This window comes from Coleofasciculus sp. E2-BRE-01, assembly GCF_040221695.1.
Classification (GTDB): domain Bacteria; phylum Cyanobacteriota; class Cyanobacteriia; order Cyanobacteriales; family Coleofasciculaceae; genus Coleofasciculus.
Map to the genome: position 1 here is coordinate 23,372 of NZ_JAVKEA010000151.1, position 17,514 is coordinate 40,885.

Genomic DNA, 17,514 nt, shown 5'->3' on the forward strand with positions numbered 1-17,514 from the left:
ATGTATAATAGTTAGGCGGTTCAGGGGCAATGCATGGATTGAATTCATCCTCCTCCACACAAGCAGAACGGTTTCGGCAGCTTCAGAGTCAGTTGCGCGATCGCTGGTCTAGTATTGATCTGTTTGACCAGGACGATCGCGACATATTGGTGGTGCCGTCTGTTACTGTGGATCAGCGGGAACTGGCGAAGATTCCCGGTTTCCTGCATTATGAGGAACGGCTGTTATTTTCCCTGATTCGCTTACGCAATCCCCGCACCCGCCTGATTTATGTGACGGCGGTACCGCTATCGCCGATAGTCATTGATTATTATTTGCAACTTTTACCCGGCATTCCCTTTTCTCACGCTCGTGAGCGTTTGATGCTCCTCTCCACCTATGACGCCTCACTCAAACCCCTCAGCCAAAAAATATTAGAACGTCCCCGCTTAATGGCGCGAATTCGTCAGGCGTTGCGTCCGCACAAGTCGTATATGGTCTGTTATAATTCCACTCAGTTTGAGCGAGAATTATCAGTAAAACTCAATCTACCGCTTCTTGCACCTGACCCCGATTTACTTTACTGGGGAACCAAGAGTGGGAGTCGGGAAATTTTTAAAGTTAGTGGTATCCCCCATCCCGATGGTTGCGAAACGCTGTGGACGGTGGACGAGTTGGTAGAAGCGGCGGCTGTGTTGTGGGAACATCATCCTGATTTAAAGCGGATGGTGATTAAACTCAATGAAGGCTTTTCTGGGGAAGGGAATGCGATTCTGGATTTGAGAAAAATCCCCGACGCTGCACCGGGAAAAGCGTCCCATGATCAACGGGTTGCCGCTATCCACGAAGATTTAGAGCATTTAGGCTTTCAGGCAAGTAATGAAACCTGGACTCAGTTTTCCAGTCGCATCCCCGAATTAGGCGCGATTGTCGAGGTCTTTATTGAAGGAGAGAATAAGCGATCGCCTAGTGTGCAAGGGTATATTACCCCGAATGGTGACGTGAAGATACTCTCCACCCATGATCAAATCTTAGGGGGTCCAGACGGTCAGATTTATCTAGGATGTCGATTTCCCGCCGATGCAGCCTATCGCTTACCCTTACAACAGATGGGAATTAAAGTGGGAGAAGCGTTGGCAGAAAAAGGGGCGATTGAACGGTATGGCGTGGATTTTGTCGCCGTTCACCAGCCGGAGAAGGGGGAGACTGTCTGGGATTTACAGGCGATCGAAATTAACTTACGCAAAGGGGGAACCACCCATCCGTTTATGTCGCTGCGGTATTTAACCAATGGTCATTATGACGCCTCAACGGGTTTATTTCACAGCCAGCAAGGTCGTCAGAAATATTACATCGCTACGGATAATTTACAACGGGATCATTACCGAGGCTTAATGCCTAATGATCTGATGGATATTATCACCCATTATCGCCTACATTTTGATAGCAGTACCCGGACGGGGAATGTGTTTCATCTGATGGGTGCCCTCTCAGAGTTTGGCAAACTGGGATTAACCTGTATTGGTGATTCCCCTCCCGAAGCGGAGGCATTTTATAACCAGGTGATGCAAGTATTGGATCACGAAACTACAGGGATTGATAATGACCAGTTTTCTTATCCCTGTGAGCCGATTTCCTGGTTCTCTAAGTGATATCGAATCCGCTTGATTGCACACAGATGCGGCTTTCCCGTAGTTAGGATGATAATAAAAATGAGCTATCTCCTAGGGTTTGATTAATGACGACTACATCAGTTTCCAGATATGTCACTCGTAATCCAGACATTTTAAACGGTGAACCGATTATTATCGGGACGCGCATATCGGTGCGAGTCATTGTCGGCTTATGGCGATTGGGTACTCCTCCTGAAGAAATTCCGGCTCAGTATCCCCAGCTTACCCTGGCTCAAGTCTTTGATGCCCTGAGTTTCTATTTAGATAACCAGGCTGAAATCAATGAGTATATTGAGCGAAATCGAATCCCAGACGATCTGATTCATCCCGCAGTTCGCAAAGCCTTAGAAGCGGAATGAAAATCTTTGCGTCACTCTACACAGATGAGGATATTGCTAATTTGGTTGTCACTCTTCTCAGAGCTAGAGGTTTGGATGTCCTAACAACTCTTGATGCTGGGATGGCGAGTTGCTCTGATCAGCAACAATTGGCTTATGCTGCTGCACAAGAGCGATGTCTATTGACTCACAATCGAGTGGATTATGAAAGATTGCACCTGAGCTACATCGAAATCGGACAACAGCATTCAGGCATCATTGTCACACCTCAAAATAATGCTTATGAGATTGCTAAACGAGTCGGTATCATTCTGAATACTCTGACAGCCGATGAGGTTTTTAACCAGCTTTTGTATGTGTAACAATTACCAGAAATTTTGCACAGATGACGCTCGATAGCCAATAGGATAGGATGCTGACTTTGATTAGGTTAGTTTGGCGTGCCAATACAGCACGGTAGAGATCCCCCCAAACCCCCCTTAAAAAGGGGGGCTTACTTTGGGGTTCATGTTAACGAGAGTAGGTTGGGTTGATGTCCTGTCCCCAACAAGCACGGGTTAGCTTTTGGATATTATCTGCTATCCCTAAAAACAGCAAAAGCTCGATCAGGATAAAACCAACCCCTCAACCAAAGGTTGTACCGTTCCACCCCCACATACTACCCTTGGCATCAGCGAACTCAATATAAATTCGCTTAATCGGGACACCCAGCTTTTCACTAATCACCTGGCAAAAGTCTTGACTCATTGCCTGGGTTTGGGCTGGATTCATCGTGCCAATATTTTTGACTTCCATGTAGCAGGTTGGCTCAACAGTACCGCCAAATGTCATGGATACACCATCTTCAAATGCTGTCATCACATAGGATTCAGGTTTCCCTACATGCTGGGCTAGCTTACCGGAAAGGGTTTTGAGCAACCCTTCCACTAGGGTAGGTTCTGGATTACTGACAGATGATTGAACTTTAATCAGAGGCATAGGCTTATTTTTTCAACTTCATTAGAACTGAGATCTTGCAGCACTGGTCATAAATCCCCAGTTACCCGGTGGTTGGTAAGAGCAACACATGATCATAGAAGGGTGTTTAGGTTTATAACTCTTGCCCACTCTACGTCAAATCAGCTTACCCTTAACTGTTGCCAGAGCTGAGTTAGAACCATTTGGGATATGGGACAATTGGCGTTCAGTCTCTAGCCACCATATTGCCAACCAGTGCTTTCGAGTAAAAGCAGTTCTCCTGCCCGGTGGATACCTGCGGCAATCACTTCCCCCACATAAACACTGTGATCTCCCTTTTCCACCGAATCGACTACTTTACATTCGATGTAACCGAGGGAGTCAGAAATGATTGGACAGCCTGTCGCTTCTCCTTCATAAAATTCCACATCCGCGAACTTATTCCCAACCCGGCTTTGGGGTTTAAAGAATTTCGCCGCCATGTCTTTTTGTCCATTTTCTAGGAAGCTGATGCTGAACACACCATTTTTTTTCAGCATTTCGTGAGAACCTGTCTCTCTCTTAATACAATTAACCACCAGTGGCGGTTCAAACGAAGACTGCATCAGCCAACTTACGGTGAAACCGTTTAAGTTATCATCATCTTTGACGCCGCAGATATACAGACCATGCGGAATCTTACGCAGCATCGTTTTTTTCGCTTGTTCGTCTAGCAAGGCATCCTCTCCCTAGTTGCACAGATATGGCATTCAGTTTACCAAGAGGTCAGGGGTTTTGGGTGCAGGGGAGAGTTTTGAGCCTTCGCAACCCTAGAGGGAACATGGTTTGTAGGGGCGGGTTTTACTACTATCGTTTCTTTTTGACCCCGATGTGACTAAACCCGCCCTGAGTGAGTGTTAAATTAACTTCCCCAGCTTTCAGACATTCCACCGAAAGCCCCTCTGCTCCCAGACGCGCCATGGCACGTCTCTACATTGCTTCCCCAGCTCCCCCGCTCCTCCAACAGACAAGCTAATGAGAACGCCAGGTTTTGCGAACTCGACCTAAAATCCTTTTGCGTGAGAAATTCCGCTTAAACTTCTTAAATTCACCCGCATCTAACCAGACACCGTGACACTGGGGGCATTTTTCATACCAGATACTATATCGATCAATATCAATCATGCGAAACATCGTCGCGCCACAGCGAGGACAATACACATCGTCGTCCACTTGATCAAATTGATGTCCCGTTTCTGGATCTCCAATATCCAAACTCTCGGAGTCTTTAATCCGCTTGAGTTTTTCAGCTTCCAGAGAATCAAACCAAATTCCTTTGCAGTTACAGCAGCGATCAATTTCTATGCCACCATGAGTGATAGACTTTAAGCTGGCACCACATTTAGGACAAACGCTTGGCTTCATAATTGACTAAGGAACAGGGAACAGGCAATACAATCACTATACTCGCAGGGTTAATGATCGGAATTTTAACGCCATCGTTAGCCTGTTGGGTTTCGCTTACGCTCTACCCAACCTACCACCCTATTGGGGCGGGTTTAGTCAAGTTAGGGGTGTCTCCCTCTGCTTCCCCTGCTCCCCCAGCTCCCCCAGCTTCCCCTGCTCCCCCAGCTCCCCCAGCTCCCCCAGCTCCCCCAGCTTCCCTATCTCCCCCAACTTCCCCAGCTCCCCCAGCTCCCCCAGCTTCCCTATCTCCCCCAACTTCCCCAGCTTTCCTATCTCCCCTCGCGGCGAAAGAGGTGGGAGTGTTCTGGATGGTAAAGGCGGGAACGTGTTCCTACTTTGGTATCTTGGCTAGATATTGTCTCTGGTAAAGACCAGGGTGTTTTTAAGGCGGGACTAATAATATAAAGTGTTGTCCGAATTAGATTTTCCTGGTGAGTGAGTGCTGCCATTTGCTCTAGAGGGACAAGCCACATTTTTTCATCGGACCAACTAATCCGGAAACAGACAGCAACCGGGGTATTGGCTGGATAATGTTGCATCAGTTTGGCTTGGGCGGCGTCTATATGACGAGCGCTGAGATAAAGACAAAGACTGGCTTGATGCGCGGCTAGGGATGCTAATTCTTCTGACTCAGGTACGGCTGAGGCTCGACCACTAATGCGCGTCAGGATAATGGTTTGTACCACGTCCGGCACAGTGAGTTCAACTCCTAGTTTAGCTGCCGCCGCTTGGTAAGCACTAATACCAGGAATCACTTCAAAGGGAATTTCCGCCTCGGTAAGGGCTTGCATTTGCTCGTGAATGGCGCTGTATAGACTCAGATCACCCGAATGCAGACGAACGACGGATTTTTGCGATCGCACTCGTTCAATCATCAGGGGTAAGATGTCTTCTAGGGTTTTATTCCCAGTTCTGATAATTTCTGCATCCGGACGGGTTTCCTGCAAAATTTGTGATGGCACTAAGGAGTCGGCAAATAAAATAACATCTGCTTTTTGCAGCATTTTCAACGCTTTAACGGTTAATAACTCCGGATCTCCAGGTCCAGCACCAATAATGTAGACGGCTGGGGCTAGGGAAGGGAGAGGGTTTTGAAGTTGAGTAGAGTCAGAACTTTGATACATATAAATTTCCGGATTAGGTTCATAGGGATAAGAAGAAAGAAATGGTAGATGCACCCTGATTTAGTCCTAGAGATTTTTTCTCTGGGACTTTTGTTATTTTTAGGCGACTTTTCCGGATCAGCTTCATAGGGATAAGAAGAAAGAAATGGTAGATGCACCCTGATTTAGTCCTAGAGATTTTTTCTCTGGGGCTTTTGTTATTTTTAGGCGACTTTTCCGGATTAGGTTCATAGAGATAAGAAGAAAGAAATGGTAGATGCACCCTGGTTCAGTCCTAGAGATTTTTTCTCTGGGACTTTTGTTATTTTTAGGCGATTAGTCCGGATCAGGTTCATAGAGATAAGAAGAAAGAAATGGTAGATGCACCCTGGTTCAGTCCTAGAGATTTTTTCTCTGGGGCTTTTGTTATTTTAGACGGCTTTTCCGGATTAGGTTCATAGGGATAGGAAGGAAGAAATGGTAGATGCACCCTGGTTCAGTCCTAGAGATTTTTTCTCTGGGGCTTTTGTTATTTTTAGACGACTTTTCCGGATTAGGTTCATAGGGATAAGAAAAAAGAAATGGTAGATGCACCCTGGTTAAGTCCTAGAGATTTTTTCTCTGGGGCTTTTGTTATTCTCCACCTCACGGTATCTTGGAGTTTGTGAAGAGTGCAGCAGATCTCAGTTTAAACTTGTAGATGGTATTCTAGCGTTAAATTGACACCAATGAACCTTGTACTACTCAGATACTGCATCCCATTGCTGATTTTCTGGTGGTACAACATCCGGGAGAGGACGACGGAACCAGTAGAGCCATGCTAAACCTGCCAATCCCAAGAGAATTGACACTAAACTGACAATTTGAGCAATGCGTAAAGGTCCTACCATCAGGCTATCCGTTCGTAATCCTTCAATCCAAATGCGACCTGCACTATAACCCACCAGATAAATTAGTGCCAATGTGCCAACTTTCAGGTGCGGTTTTCGTTTCAAATCCCGAAAGAATAAGGTGATCAGTATCGCAAAAATCAATAAATTCCACAGCGACTCATAAAGAAACGTGGGATGGAAATATTGATAATTTATGTACCCTGGAGGGCGCTGTTGGGGAGGAATATACAGTTTCCACGGTAAATTTGTGGGACTGCCAAAGGCTTCTGAATTAAAGAAATTACCCCAACGTCCAATAGCTTGCCCCAAAATCAGCGAAGGAACAACCAAATCGGCTAATAACCAAACCGATAGTTTCTGAATCCGGGCAAAAATGATCGTGGCGACAAGTCCACCCAAAATAGCACCGTGAATCGCGATACCCCCTTTCCAAATCGCAATAATATCTTCCGGGCGTTGGGCGTATTGTTCCCATTCAAACAAGACATAGTAAAGTCTGGCACAGGGAATTGCCCCAATCACCAGCCAGATTGCTAAATCTGCGATCGCGTTTGGATCAACGTTACGGCGTTTGGCTAAATATTGGGATAGACTGACTCCAATTAATACGGCTGACGCAATGAGTAAACCGTACCACCGGATCGTCAGTGGTCCTAGCTTCACCAGAATCGGTCCTGGAGAGGCAAATTGAAACGCCAGGATCAGGGAAGGTATGGCTTGCAGCATTTGGGTATAGCGGAGAGTGAATTAAAAATGGTCAATGTATTCGCGTGAGTTCCCAGGCTCAACTTTACCATCCCATTGTTCCGGGTTCACCCTTGAATGGTCCAACAATATCCTTGGTGATCCATCCCCCGTAGAAGTCCCCTGGCTGAGATTGGACTAATTCATCATCGACATAGCAGGCGTCCATTTTACTGGCGTAAAAGCTAACGTGATCTTTAATCGAAGCAAACTCTGGAGTTGGTTCAGGATAATACCAGGCGGCATTAGCAGCCCGCTTGTCACCTACCACAACGTCGGCATATCCAGCCATTCCCTTCCATTCACAAAAACTTTTACGCCCTGTCTTCGCTAAATGTTCCAGCTTGATGTCTTCCGGTGGGATGTAATAGCAGGGAGGATGGCTGGTTTCCAATACCCGTTTTGCCCGTCGGGTATCTGCGATCGCGATCCCGTTAAAGATGATCCGAATATGCTTGGTTGTCTCCTCTAGGCGAGGAGGACGTGGGTAATCCCAGACAGATTCTTGACCCGGTTCAGGAGTAATACGATTGGGTTTCACGGTTTAGCTGTTTTCTCTAATGAGACGGCAGATTAGATGCTGTAGGTCTATGTATGTGTTGATAATGTTACCAGTTTCTCAAAAATTTTTCTAATCAATGCTCAACCTCATCAATTCTGAGCGGTTTTATACTCACTCACTCAATTAATCGACCCCTGGTGTTAAAAATAGGTTAATTGATCAAATACTCAAGCAAATCTTAACCTTTTCCTTATCCGTCATATCCCCAATTAAACGCTGTAAAGGAGGAGGAAGTTCTTTGATCAGAGTTGGTACAGCAAAAATCTGCTCTTGTTCTAAACGTTCTGGATTTTCGTGGATGTCGATAATTTCCAGTTCATAACGTCCTTTTAGGTGTTCTTCACAGATACTTTTTATATTTTTAACCGCTTGGATCGATTTGAAACTATTTTGAGCAACATACAAACGAAAAATATAAGTTTGTACCTCCAGGTTAGCAAAAGAATCTAAACTGGCTTGAGAGTCTTCGAGTAACTCCGACGAATTGTCATTATTTTTATCGAAATCATTCATAACGATGTTGTTTTGCCTCCCTATAACACTAATCTAGTCATTGTACCGTGACTTCCTCGAAAACTGATCTGCCAAAAGATTCAATTCTTTTGATTATGTATTATGTATTGCTTATTAATTCTTATTCTCACATCTCCTCTAGGGAATCAGAATCACGTATCTGCGCCCTTAGTCGGCGATCCTGGATCAGTGTTTTCTCCCGCAACTTCTCTTGCTGAATCATTTGCTCGATTTCTTCTTTTTGAGTTTCAAATTCAGCTTGCAATGCTTGAATCTTAACTTCCATAATCTGACGTTTGCGTTCGATTTCATGTTGCTTACGTTCAATAGCTTGTCGGCGAACTAATGCCTCTGCCTTTTCTTGTGATTCTTGGATGGTTCGTGCGGTTCCCGCCATTACACCACCGACTCCCCGATACACATCAACCAATTGCACTCCCGTATCGGTCAACCGAAATTCACGGACTTGATGAGAATGTTTCATCCCGCGAGATTTCAGGACAAACAGTAAACGATTGCGTTCGCCGCTACTTTCGTCATCCCGCAACAGCAACCATGTATCCATTAACGAGGAAATACCTAAATCCGTCTGTTCCTGGGGATTGCCACCTAAGTTTAAATGAGTCAAAACCGTGGTAATTTGATGCGTTTTAAAGAAATCAACGAGACGCATCATAAAGGATTTGACTTGCATATAGTTGCCGATATCTGTCAGATTCGATATCGGATCGATGATCACAACGGTGGGTTTAAACTCATTAACAAAATGATGAATTTTGACTAAATGCATCTCTAACCCATAAAAGGTTGGACGCATGGCTTGAATCTTCAACAAACCTTTTTGTACAGATGGTTCTAAATCGATGCCAATTGATCGCATATTGCGGATGATCTGGCTAGCCGATTCCTCGAAGGCAAAATAGAGACATCGTTCTCCCCGCAAGCAATTTGCCTCAGCGAAATGGGCACACAGCGAACTCTTACCTGTTCCCGCCGTACCAGAAATAAGAACACTACTTCCACGAAAATAGCCTGCACCTCCCAGCATGGTATCCAAGCGCTCAACGCCTGTAGATATCCGCTCATTGGATACCTGGTAATCTAATCCCACAGAGGTGAGGGGTAATACAGAAATTCCGTCGTCTTCAATCAGGAATGGATATTCGTTTGTACCGTGTCTAGAACCGCGATACTTGACAATATGTAACCGTCGTGTTGCTAGTTCATTGATGATCCGTTGATTGAGGAAGATGACACAATCCGAAACGTATTCTTCTAAACCCTGACGAGTGAGCGTATTTTGACCACTTTCACCCGTAATAATCGCCGTCACGCCCTTTTCCTTCAGCCAAAGAAACAATCGCCGCAATTCAGAACGCACGATCGCATTATTTTGCAATCCGGCAAATAAAACCTCTAGGGTGTCTAAGACAACCCGCTTGGCGTTAATTGAGTCAATGGCATAACCGAGACGAATAAATAAGGCTTCGAGATCATATTCGCCTGTTTCCTGGATCTGAGTGCGATCAATATGCACATAATGAATCCCCAGTTTCTTTTGATCGGCTAATGCTGTTAAATCCCAACCGAAGGAGGCGACATTCTGCGTCAGTTCCTCTGGCGACTCTTCAAAAGACATGAAAACACCTGGTTCCTGATACTCCGTGGCACCATGTACCAGAAATTCCATTGCCATCAGTGTCTTACCGCAGCCAGCTTGACCGCATAGTAATGTAGGACGCCCTTGAGGTAATCCACCATTGGTAATTTCGTCAAGTCCCTGGATGCCAGTTGGACATTTATTCAGCTTGGTTTGGTGTGTCTTTGTCATTTGTCATCCGTCATTTGTCTTATGTCCTTGGGAAGGGTTTGAGGAATATTTACAGGACTTAATAGAGTTTGGTTTATCTCCATTAACATACTTAGAGAGAATTGAGCGATTTTTTGATTAGAGCAATAATTGAATCAATCGATTCTCTAGGCTTATGCGTTATTCATTTTATTTTATCCCTACGGTTTCCTACCCCAACTCTTACGGAGGCGGTAGAATTAGATCTAGACCCGACTGCCTCAATCTCACCTCTATTCCCGCTAATCGTCTTGACAAAAGCAACAATCTGTGAAAATAAAGAATCATCAGACTTATGGCTTACTCCGTCACCCCGTCCTCCCATTCCCCTGTCTCGCCAGAAAATAGTCAGTTAGATGGAAGTAAAACACCGCTATTAGGGGCAAGTTTGGCTGAGTTAACCCAATGGGTACAACAGCAAGGACAACCTGCCTATCGGGGACGCCAGCTTCATAACTGGATTTATCAAAAAGGGGCGCGATCGCTAAGTGAGATTTCAGTCTTTTCCAAGTCATGGCGGCAAGCCTTAGTTGATGTCCCCATTGGTCGTTCTACTCTACATTATCGCTCTCAGGCTCCCGATCGCACGGTCAAATATTTGCTGCGGTTGGCAGATGGCAATATTATCGAAACCGTCGGGATTCCCACTGCTAATCGGTTAACGGTTTGCGTTTCCTCCCAAGTCGGTTGTCCCATGGCGTGTGACTTTTGTGCGACGGGGAAAGGCGGATTTACCCGGAATCTCCAACCTCATGAGATTGTTGATCAAGTTTTGACGGTTCAGGAGGATTTTGGGCAACGGGTGAGTAATGTTGTATTTATGGGCATGGGAGAACCTTTACTGAATTTAGAGGGGGTTCTCGCGGCTGTGCGTTCCCTCAATCAAGATATTGGCATCGGTATGCGATCGCTGACGATCTCCACCGTAGGCATTCGCGATCGCATTCGTCAACTGGCAGAACACAAACTGCAATTGACATTTGCTGTCAGTCTCCACGCTTCTAATCAGCACCTGCGCGAACAACTGATTCCCAGTGCTAAACGCTATCCGTTAGCTGATTTATTACAGGAATGTCGGGATTATGTCAAGATAACCGGGCGTCGAGTCACCTTTGAATATATTCTATTGGCAGGACTCAATGACCAACCCGAACATGGAATAGAATTAGCTCAACACCTACGCGGATTTCAGAGTCACGTTAATTTGATTCCCTACAATCCGATTAGCGAAGTGGATTATCAGCGTCCTAGTCCCCGGCGAATTCAAGCCTTTGTTGAGGCATTAGAACAGCATAACATTGCCGTCAGTGTGCGTCGTTCTCGCGGTTTAGAAAAAGACGCCGCCTGTGGACAATTAAGGGCTTCAACAGTTTGATAAAAGAAAGGCAGAAGGCAGAGGGTAGAGGGCAGAAGAAAAGGAGAAAGGTTGCCAGGTAAAAGGAAATGAGTGCAAGTAAATTTGCCTCGATAGATCAAAACCCATACAAAATAGCGAGCGAGACGCTCGCACTACATACAACAACTGTTCCCTGTTCCCTGTTAAGCAGTTCCCTATCCTCACCACAAGACTTATTCAACAACCTCTATAAAAACATGCAAACAGTAGAAAGCTGCCAATCGATTCTGAACGCAGGGAAAACGACAACCGAAAGCGCTTTACAATTATTTGACGCTCTCGAACCCGTGGATTTAGACTTTATGATGGGTCGTTGGCAAGGCGGGGGACTTCATACTGATCACTATCTGGATGGCTTCTTAGAAACATTGAATTGGTATGGGAAAGAATTTGTTGATCCTGAGACAGTTCACCCATTGTTATTTTTAGATAGCCAGGGAAAAATTTTTAAGGTTGCGCCCAATCCCACAGCAATTAACGTACTTTTTAATTTGCCAATTCTCAAAAATGACTCTCTGAAACCTTGGCTAAGGTTGACGAATTCCTTGCTACAACCCTTTGTGAACACAGAAGAAAGCCAAGCCCGACTCCGAATGATGGACTATCGCGGAAAAGTCAGTGCCACGATGATCTATGATCATTTGCCAATTAATGACTCATTTCGCCAAGTAGATGAGAATACTGTGTTAGGAATTATGGATTTGAAACACTCACCCCAACCGTTCTTTTTTGTTCTCAAACGTAGGTTTTAAGCTGTGTCTATTTACTCCTCGACATTTCCCCCTCATCCCCTAACCCCTTCTCCCTCCGTGGGGAGAAGGGGAACCAGATGCTCTTGCTCCCCTCTCCCCGGGCGTGGGAGAGGGGCTGGGGGAGAGGGGTTGAGCTTAAGTTGACACCAATGACAGACGTGCACCCGATTCAATGGTAAAATCTGTTCCACCATTTTAGCTGTGCCACGCCAGTAGATTCTTACTTTTCACGGGATCGGGAAAACCTCTCTTCTACAAGGAGAGAGACTTTGAATTCTCCCCCAGCTTCCCCTGCTCCCAGACGTGCCATGGCACGTCTCTACATTGGCTTCCCCAGCTTCCCCCGCTCCCCCCGCTCCCCCTCACCACAGCACTTATTCAGCAACCCCTAACTAGGATTCGTTGCTAATTTGAATCCCAGGGCTTTTTTCTTCATCGTCTGGAAAATATTGTAGAAGCCATTAGCACGAGAGGGAGTCAAGCTGACATTTAACCCGGTTTCTTGGATAAACTCTGGGGACACGTTCACAATGTCCTCTGGGGGGAGTCCATTCAACCCTTCAATCAGCAGCGCCACTAGCCCTTTGACTAACTGGGCATCTGAATCCCCTTGATACCATACCTTTCCATCTTCTAGGTTGGCAGTGATGTAAACCTGGGAGACGCAGCCTTGGACTTTATTTTCTGGTGTTTTGTCCGCTTCTGGCATATCCTGAAGCTTCTTGGCATACCAGAGAAGCTGTTCATACCGTTGTTTAGGATTCGTCCGTCGCTTAAATCGCTGCACAATTTTGGCGAGGGAATCGGGTAGAGGGGTTGAGGTTGATGACATACCCAGTATTCAAGACCTACTGTTCACATTTATCCTAACAAGACTTATGCCATTCTACTCATGCAACCCAGAAAACGGAAGTCAATCCTTAGTCCGGGCGGGTTTAGTTACATCTGGGTGAGGTCAAAAACGATAGTAGTGAAACCTGCCCCTACTTGGTTAGGGCGGGTTTTGTACAAACGTTATCATCAATAGCGACAAGAGATTCCCTAAACCTGCCCCTACGCACTCAACACTGTTGGCTAATCGAGTTTCCGTTATTCTAGATCACTTAACCGCGAGTGGTATTCCAAAGCAAATTGTGGACAATCTCTACTGGCTGGATCAGATTCAACCGTCACAACGTTCCCTGGTGGGAGAGAAAGCCTTTGGCTTAAGTCAACTTGAGCAACAAGGGTATCCAGTTATTCCCGGCTTTGTGATTCCAGCGATCGCGTTTTGGCAAGTCATCGCTGATTTAAGTCAATCAGAACCGTTGTTAGCCGATTTACCCCAGTCCTCGTTGTATGTGAATGTTGATAATCCCCGTCAGTTGCAACAGGTTGCTCAACATATTCGCCAAGTGATTACCTCTGCCACTGTATCAGACGGTTGGCGATCGCAGATTCTGGATGCAGCCGCAACTCTAGACGCTCCCGCCCTGATTTTACAGCCCTCTGTGTCATTTCCTGAGGTGCGATCGCTCCTGCCGATGTCTACTCATCCGGTTAACCACGAGGATTGGGCAGAATCTATGCCGATTCCAGAACTTTTGGCATCTCATTATTGCCGCAAACAGCCGGATGCTCTGATCCAGACTTTAAAGCAGGTGTGGGCAGAATTGTTTCGAGCCAAAAGCTTATTTTACTGGCAACGGGTTGGCATGGGACTAGATCAGATTAATTTAGCGGTTCTGGTACAACCGATCTATGACACTTTAGCCTCTGGCGTTCTCCAGGCGAAATCTGATTTCTGTCAGATCCAAGCCACCTGGGGACTAGGGATAGCGATTACTCAGGGTAAAGTCTTACCGGATACCTATCAAATCGCGATTCCCACCCATCAACTTTTGCTAAGTCAACGAGGAAATAAAACCCTCGCCTATCGGCTGAACCCGGAACCGACAGGAAATGCCGTGCAAGCTTATCCCCTCAGCCAAGGAGAACAGCAGCAGTTTGTTTTGGACGATAAGGCTTGGCAACAGATTATGGCGTTATCCAGAAAACTGCAAACCCAATTCAATCCCCCCTTTTCTTTTGACTGGACTCTTTGTAAAATTCCCAACACGACAGAACCTCAGCTATACGTGACTCAATTTCGCCCTCAGTCGGCTTCTTCTGCTGAATCATTCCCATCCCAACCTCAGTCACTGCGAGGATTATCGGCGGCGTCTGGACAAGTAACAGCCGTGGCGCAAGTAATGATTGGGGAGGAGCAAAATTGGCAGGCTATCCCCCCAGATCGAATTTTAGTGACTCAAACGATTGCTCCCGATTGGCTACCTATATTAAGACAAGCCGCCGGGGTGGTGACGGAACAGGGGGGAATGACGTCTCATGCGGCAATTGTGGCGAGGGAATTGGGGATTCCGGCGGTGGTTAATGTCCCTGGGATTACCCAATTGGTACAAACGGGGGAGGTACTGTTGGTGGATGGCGATCGCGGCGAAATTCAACGTTTAGCTAGGGATGCTAAACAGCTTGGAGAAGCTGTAGATGTCGCTGTTGAGAAGCGGGAAACCCTTGCCGATGCCCCATCACCGAGGCAGTATAACCGATTTCCGATCGCGACTCAATTGTTGGTGAATCTCAGCCAAACCCAATCTCTGGAACGAATTCAGGATTTACCCATTGATGGGATTGGCTTATTGCGATCGGAATTGATGATTTTGGACGTATTGGATAATCAACCCCCCCAGGAATGGTTGCGACAGGGGCGGAAACAGGAGTTAATCACCCGGCTTGCCCAATTGATCATGCAGTTTGCGGCGGCGTTGATGCCACGACCTGTATTTTATCGTTCCCTGGATTGGGGTGAAGCGGAATTGATCCATGGGGATACGTCGAATGTGAACGGTTCAACCTTATCGGTGGTGAATGCGATGTTGGGGCGGCGGGGGACTTATCGCTATTTACATGATCCGACGAGTTTTGATTTAGAACTGGCGGCGTTACATCAACTTTATGCTCAGGGGTATAGTAATGTTCAGTTCATGTTGCCGTTTGTGCGGACGGTTGAAGAGTTTGCCTTTTGTCGCCGTCGGGTGGAACAAGCGGGATTAATGGATAATCCTCATTTTCAACTTTGGATTATGGCAGAAGTGCCATCGATACTGTTTTTACTGCCGGATTATGTGAAAGCGGGGGTGCAGGGAATCTCGATTGGTACGAATGATCTGACGCAATTGTTATTAGCCGCCGATCGCAATTTGGGGGAGTTAGGTTCAACGTTAGATGGACGCCATCCCGCCGTCATGGGCGCGATTAAGCAATTGATCGATATGGCAAAGGAGGCGGGGATTCCTTGTGCAATATGTGGTCAAGCCCCAGCCCAGTATCCGGAAGTAGTAGAATCCTTGGTGAAATGGGGGATTCAGTCTATTTCTGTGGATGTGAATGATGTAGAAGCGACTTATCATGCGATCGCTCGCGCAGAACAACGGTTACTTTTAGAGGCTGCACGGCGCTCATTAGAAGGGTGAGAATTCAATTGGATAAGATATGAGATGGTTATTGTCCAGATTAAATGATCAACAGGTTAGGGAAGCCATTCCCTCGGTTCACCCAGGTTGGTTGTTAGCCTGGGGGCAATTTGGCGCTGAACCCCCTGATTGTACGTTCTTGATTCCCAACCAGTTAGCGGTAACTCAGATTCAACCCGCTTTTAGTCCTCAAGGAGACTATGGGGTGGTGGGGGATATTTGGTTAAGTAATTCTGCCAGATTATTGCAACAGGTGGGAATTGAACCTGGGGATTGGCGGGGAACCGATCAAGGGTTGGTGGCGCTGTTGTGGGAACGCTGGGGACAAGATTGTTTAGAGTACCTAGAAGGGGTATTTGGACTAGCGATTTGGCATCAACCGAGTCAGACGTTGTGGTTGGTGCGCGATCGCGTCGGCGGTCGGACGTTATATTATACGATTGTGGGTTCCTCTTGCTGGATTGCGCCTCGGTTGAGAACCCTGCGTCCCCACCATTCAGCCGACTTGGATTTAGTGGCGTTGCGGGATTATTTATGTTGTGCTTTTGTGCCTGGAGAACGCACGCTTTGGCAACAGGTGCGGGAATTGCGCCCGGGTACGGTGTTGCAGTTACCTGATGGACAGCCAGAACCTTACTGGCAACCGCAAGAGCAAATTACCCATCCTCAGCAAAGTTTATCATGGCATTCTCAGCAGTTGCGATCGCGCCTCGATCAGGTGGTTCAGAATTACTTACCTACCAATGAATCCGTGGGGGTTTATTTATCAGGGGGATTGGATTCCAGTTGCATCACCGCACTCACGGCTAAATTTCATTCCCATCCCGTTCATACCTACTCGATTCATTTTGGCGCAGATTGTCCCAATGAATTAGAATTTTCCAAGTTAGTTGCCCACCATTGCCAAACCCAGCATCACATCTTAGAAATTACCCCAGAACAGATGTGGCAGCAATTACCGATAACCATGGCACAGTTGGATGATCCGATTGGTGATCCGTTAACGGTTCCCAATTATTTGTTAGCGCAACTGGCAAAGGAAACGGTTAAAGTTATTCTTAATGGAGAAGGGGGAGATCCCTGTTTTGGTGGACCGAAAAATCAGCCAATGTTACTCAAGCAGTTATATGGTTCTCCGGAAAATAATCCTAATTTAGTAGCGGCTTATTTGAACTCCTTTAAAAAATGCGCTCCAGATTTACCGAGGTTGTTTCAAGCTGAAATATGGGACACGGTTAAAGCTGTGCCATCTGTCTTTGAGACGGATTTGTTTTCCTCGGCGCAGTATCTGAATCGGTTAATGGGACTGAATATTAAATTTAAAGGCGCGGATCATATTTTAACCAAGGTGAATAATCTGACTCGTGCCGCTGGATTAGATGGGCGTTCTCCCTTATTTGACCAGCGAATTGTGCAAATGGCAATGGAAATTCCGCCGGAATATAAACTGGCAGGAAATCAGGAGAAAGCCGTTCTCAAGCAAGCGGTTGCTGATCTCTTACCTAGGGAAATTATTCAGCGTCCCAAAAGCGGTATGATGGTTCCAGTGCAGTTTTGGTTTCGCTACTATTGGCAACGACAAACCAAGGCATTGTTGTTGTCTAAAAAATCCGCGATCGCGCCTTATTTAAATCAGTCAGTAATTCGCGATTGGATTGAGTATCGTGGAGATACCTGGAGGCGGTATGGGGTTAAGCTTTGGTTACTTATAAGTTTGGAATATTGGCTCCAGGGTAATTAATACCAAACCGGGTTAGCCACCCCCGTTATAACTCAGTCCGCGTAGGCGGATTTTGT

The 17,514-nt window shown here is 46.2% G+C and carries 16 protein-coding genes; 7 read left to right on the plus strand and 9 right to left on the minus strand.

All coding sequences use genetic code 11. The features are described 5' to 3' along the window. Positions 1 to 29 precede the first annotated feature (29 nt). From RIG66_RS18815 to RIG66_RS18825, 3 genes are all read left to right on the plus strand, one after another. A complete protein-coding gene (locus tag RIG66_RS18815) occupies positions 30 to 1,631 on the plus strand; it encodes a peptide ligase PGM1-related protein (RefSeq protein ID WP_446380285.1) in 1,602 nt (533 codons plus the stop codon). Positions 1,632 to 1,717: 86 nt separating this feature from the next. After that, a complete protein-coding gene (locus RIG66_RS18820; RefSeq protein WP_446380286.1) occupies positions 1,718 to 2,011 on the plus strand; it encodes a DUF433 domain-containing protein in 294 nt (97 codons plus the stop codon). Next, positions 2,008 to 2,352 (plus strand): DUF5615 family PIN-like protein, encoded by a 345-nt coding sequence (locus tag RIG66_RS18825; protein WP_446380287.1) that lies wholly within the window; start codon positions 2,008 to 2,010, stop codon positions 2,350 to 2,352. The genes RIG66_RS18820 and RIG66_RS18825 overlap by 4 nt, the downstream gene beginning before the upstream one ends. A gap of 262 nt (positions 2,353 to 2,614) precedes the next feature. Here RIG66_RS18825 and RIG66_RS18830 read toward each other — a convergent pair whose 3' ends face one another. The 8 genes from RIG66_RS18830 to kaiC form a co-directional block, all read right to left on the minus strand. After that, positions 2,615 to 2,968: a phenylpyruvate tautomerase MIF-related protein gene (locus RIG66_RS18830; protein ID WP_446380288.1), complete on the minus strand. Its 354-nt coding sequence runs from the start codon at positions 2,966 to 2,968 to the stop codon at positions 2,615 to 2,617. 212 nt (positions 2,969 to 3,180) lie between these two features. Continuing rightward, complete coding sequence (locus RIG66_RS18835) at positions 3,181 to 3,663, minus strand: flavin reductase family protein (RefSeq protein ID WP_446380289.1); 483 nt, start codon at positions 3,661 to 3,663, stop codon at positions 3,181 to 3,183. 295 nt (positions 3,664 to 3,958) lie between these two features. Beyond that, a complete protein-coding gene (locus tag RIG66_RS18840) occupies positions 3,959 to 4,351 on the minus strand; it encodes a zf-TFIIB domain-containing protein (RefSeq protein ID WP_446380290.1) in 393 nt (130 codons plus the stop codon). A 311-nt stretch (positions 4,352 to 4,662) separates the two neighbouring features. Continuing rightward, entirely contained in the window at positions 4,663 to 5,517 is an 855-nt protein-coding gene (gene cobM / locus RIG66_RS18845; protein WP_044209659.1) for a precorrin-4 C(11)-methyltransferase, read from the minus strand. Between the two features lie 719 nt (positions 5,518 to 6,236). After that, on the minus strand, positions 6,237 to 7,115 hold the full coding sequence (lgt, locus tag RIG66_RS18850) for a prolipoprotein diacylglyceryl transferase (protein WP_446380291.1): 879 nt from the start codon (positions 7,113 to 7,115) through the stop codon (positions 6,237 to 6,239). 64 nt (positions 7,116 to 7,179) lie between these two features. Beyond that, positions 7,180 to 7,674 (minus strand): DUF427 domain-containing protein, encoded by a 495-nt coding sequence (locus RIG66_RS18855; protein ID WP_446380292.1) that lies wholly within the window; start codon positions 7,672 to 7,674, stop codon positions 7,180 to 7,182. Positions 7,675 to 7,854: 180 nt separating this feature from the next. After that, positions 7,855 to 8,208 carry a circadian clock KaiB family protein gene (locus RIG66_RS18860; RefSeq protein ID WP_446380293.1) on the minus strand — a complete coding sequence of 118 codons (354 nt, stop codon included), beginning with the start codon at positions 8,206 to 8,208 and terminating at the stop codon, positions 7,855 to 7,857. A 127-nt stretch (positions 8,209 to 8,335) separates the two neighbouring features. Continuing rightward, positions 8,336 to 10,039 (minus strand): circadian clock protein KaiC, encoded by a 1,704-nt coding sequence (kaiC, locus tag RIG66_RS18865; protein ID WP_446380294.1) that lies wholly within the window; start codon positions 10,037 to 10,039, stop codon positions 8,336 to 8,338. 313 nt (positions 10,040 to 10,352) lie between these two features. On the opposite strand from kaiC, the gene rlmN reads away from it, so the two are divergent. Then, the gene (gene rlmN / locus RIG66_RS18870; protein ID WP_446380295.1) at positions 10,353 to 11,432 is read left to right on the plus strand and encodes a 23S rRNA (adenine(2503)-C(2))-methyltransferase RlmN; all 1,080 of its coding nucleotides are present in this window, start codon (positions 10,353 to 10,355) and stop codon (positions 11,430 to 11,432) included. Between the two features lie 218 nt (positions 11,433 to 11,650). After that, the gene (locus RIG66_RS18875; protein WP_446380296.1) at positions 11,651 to 12,205 is read left to right on the plus strand and encodes a DUF4334 domain-containing protein; all 555 of its coding nucleotides are present in this window, start codon (positions 11,651 to 11,653) and stop codon (positions 12,203 to 12,205) included. A gap of 388 nt (positions 12,206 to 12,593) precedes the next feature. Here the strand turns inward: RIG66_RS18875 and RIG66_RS18880 are convergent, their stop codons facing one another. Further along, entirely contained in the window at positions 12,594 to 13,037 is a 444-nt protein-coding gene (locus RIG66_RS18880; RefSeq protein WP_446380297.1) for a SufE family protein, read from the minus strand. Positions 13,038 to 13,275: 238 nt separating this feature from the next. Between RIG66_RS18880 and RIG66_RS18885 the strand changes: the two genes are divergently transcribed. Further along, complete coding sequence (locus tag RIG66_RS18885) at positions 13,276 to 15,717, plus strand: putative PEP-binding protein (RefSeq protein ID WP_446380298.1); 2,442 nt, start codon at positions 13,276 to 13,278, stop codon at positions 15,715 to 15,717. A 19-nt stretch (positions 15,718 to 15,736) separates the two neighbouring features. Beyond that, the gene (locus RIG66_RS18890; RefSeq protein ID WP_446380299.1) at positions 15,737 to 17,458 is read left to right on the plus strand and encodes an asparagine synthetase B family protein; all 1,722 of its coding nucleotides are present in this window, start codon (positions 15,737 to 15,739) and stop codon (positions 17,456 to 17,458) included. Positions 17,459 to 17,514: the final 56 nt, after the last annotated feature.

What these genes read in the sequence shown, in the direction of transcription:
- RIG66_RS18820 (WP_446380286.1), top strand. Translation starts at nt 1,718, where the DNA reads ATGACGACTACATCAGTTTCCAGATATGTCACTCGTAATCCAGACATT.
- rlmN (WP_446380295.1), top strand. Translation starts at nt 10,353, where the DNA reads ATGGCTTACTCCGTCACCCCGTCCTCCCATTCCCCTGTCTCGCCAGAA.
- RIG66_RS18880 (WP_446380297.1), bottom strand. Translation starts at nt 13,037, where the DNA reads ATGTCATCAACCTCAACCCCTCTACCCGATTCCCTCGCCAAAATTGTG.
- RIG66_RS18860 (WP_446380293.1), bottom strand. Translation starts at nt 8,208, where the DNA reads ATGAATGATTTCGATAAAAATAATGACAATTCGTCGGAGTTACTCGAA.
- RIG66_RS18815 (WP_446380285.1), top strand. Translation starts at nt 30, where the DNA reads ATGCATGGATTGAATTCATCCTCCTCCACACAAGCAGAACGGTTTCGG.
- RIG66_RS18830 (WP_446380288.1), bottom strand. Translation starts at nt 2,968, where the DNA reads ATGCCTCTGATTAAAGTTCAATCATCTGTCAGTAATCCAGAACCTACC.
- lgt (WP_446380291.1), bottom strand. Translation starts at nt 7,115, where the DNA reads ATGCTGCAAGCCATACCTTCCCTGATCCTGGCGTTTCAATTTGCCTCT.
- RIG66_RS18825 (WP_446380287.1), top strand. Translation starts at nt 2,008, where the DNA reads ATGAAAATCTTTGCGTCACTCTACACAGATGAGGATATTGCTAATTTG.
- kaiC (WP_446380294.1), bottom strand. Translation starts at nt 10,039, where the DNA reads ATGACAAAGACACACCAAACCAAGCTGAATAAATGTCCAACTGGCATC.
- cobM (WP_044209659.1), bottom strand. Translation starts at nt 5,517, where the DNA reads ATGTATCAAAGTTCTGACTCTACTCAACTTCAAAACCCTCTCCCTTCC.
- RIG66_RS18890 (WP_446380299.1), top strand. Translation starts at nt 15,737, where the DNA reads ATGAGATGGTTATTGTCCAGATTAAATGATCAACAGGTTAGGGAAGCC.
- RIG66_RS18840 (WP_446380290.1), bottom strand. Translation starts at nt 4,351, where the DNA reads ATGAAGCCAAGCGTTTGTCCTAAATGTGGTGCCAGCTTAAAGTCTATC.
- RIG66_RS18875 (WP_446380296.1), top strand. Translation starts at nt 11,651, where the DNA reads ATGCAAACAGTAGAAAGCTGCCAATCGATTCTGAACGCAGGGAAAACG.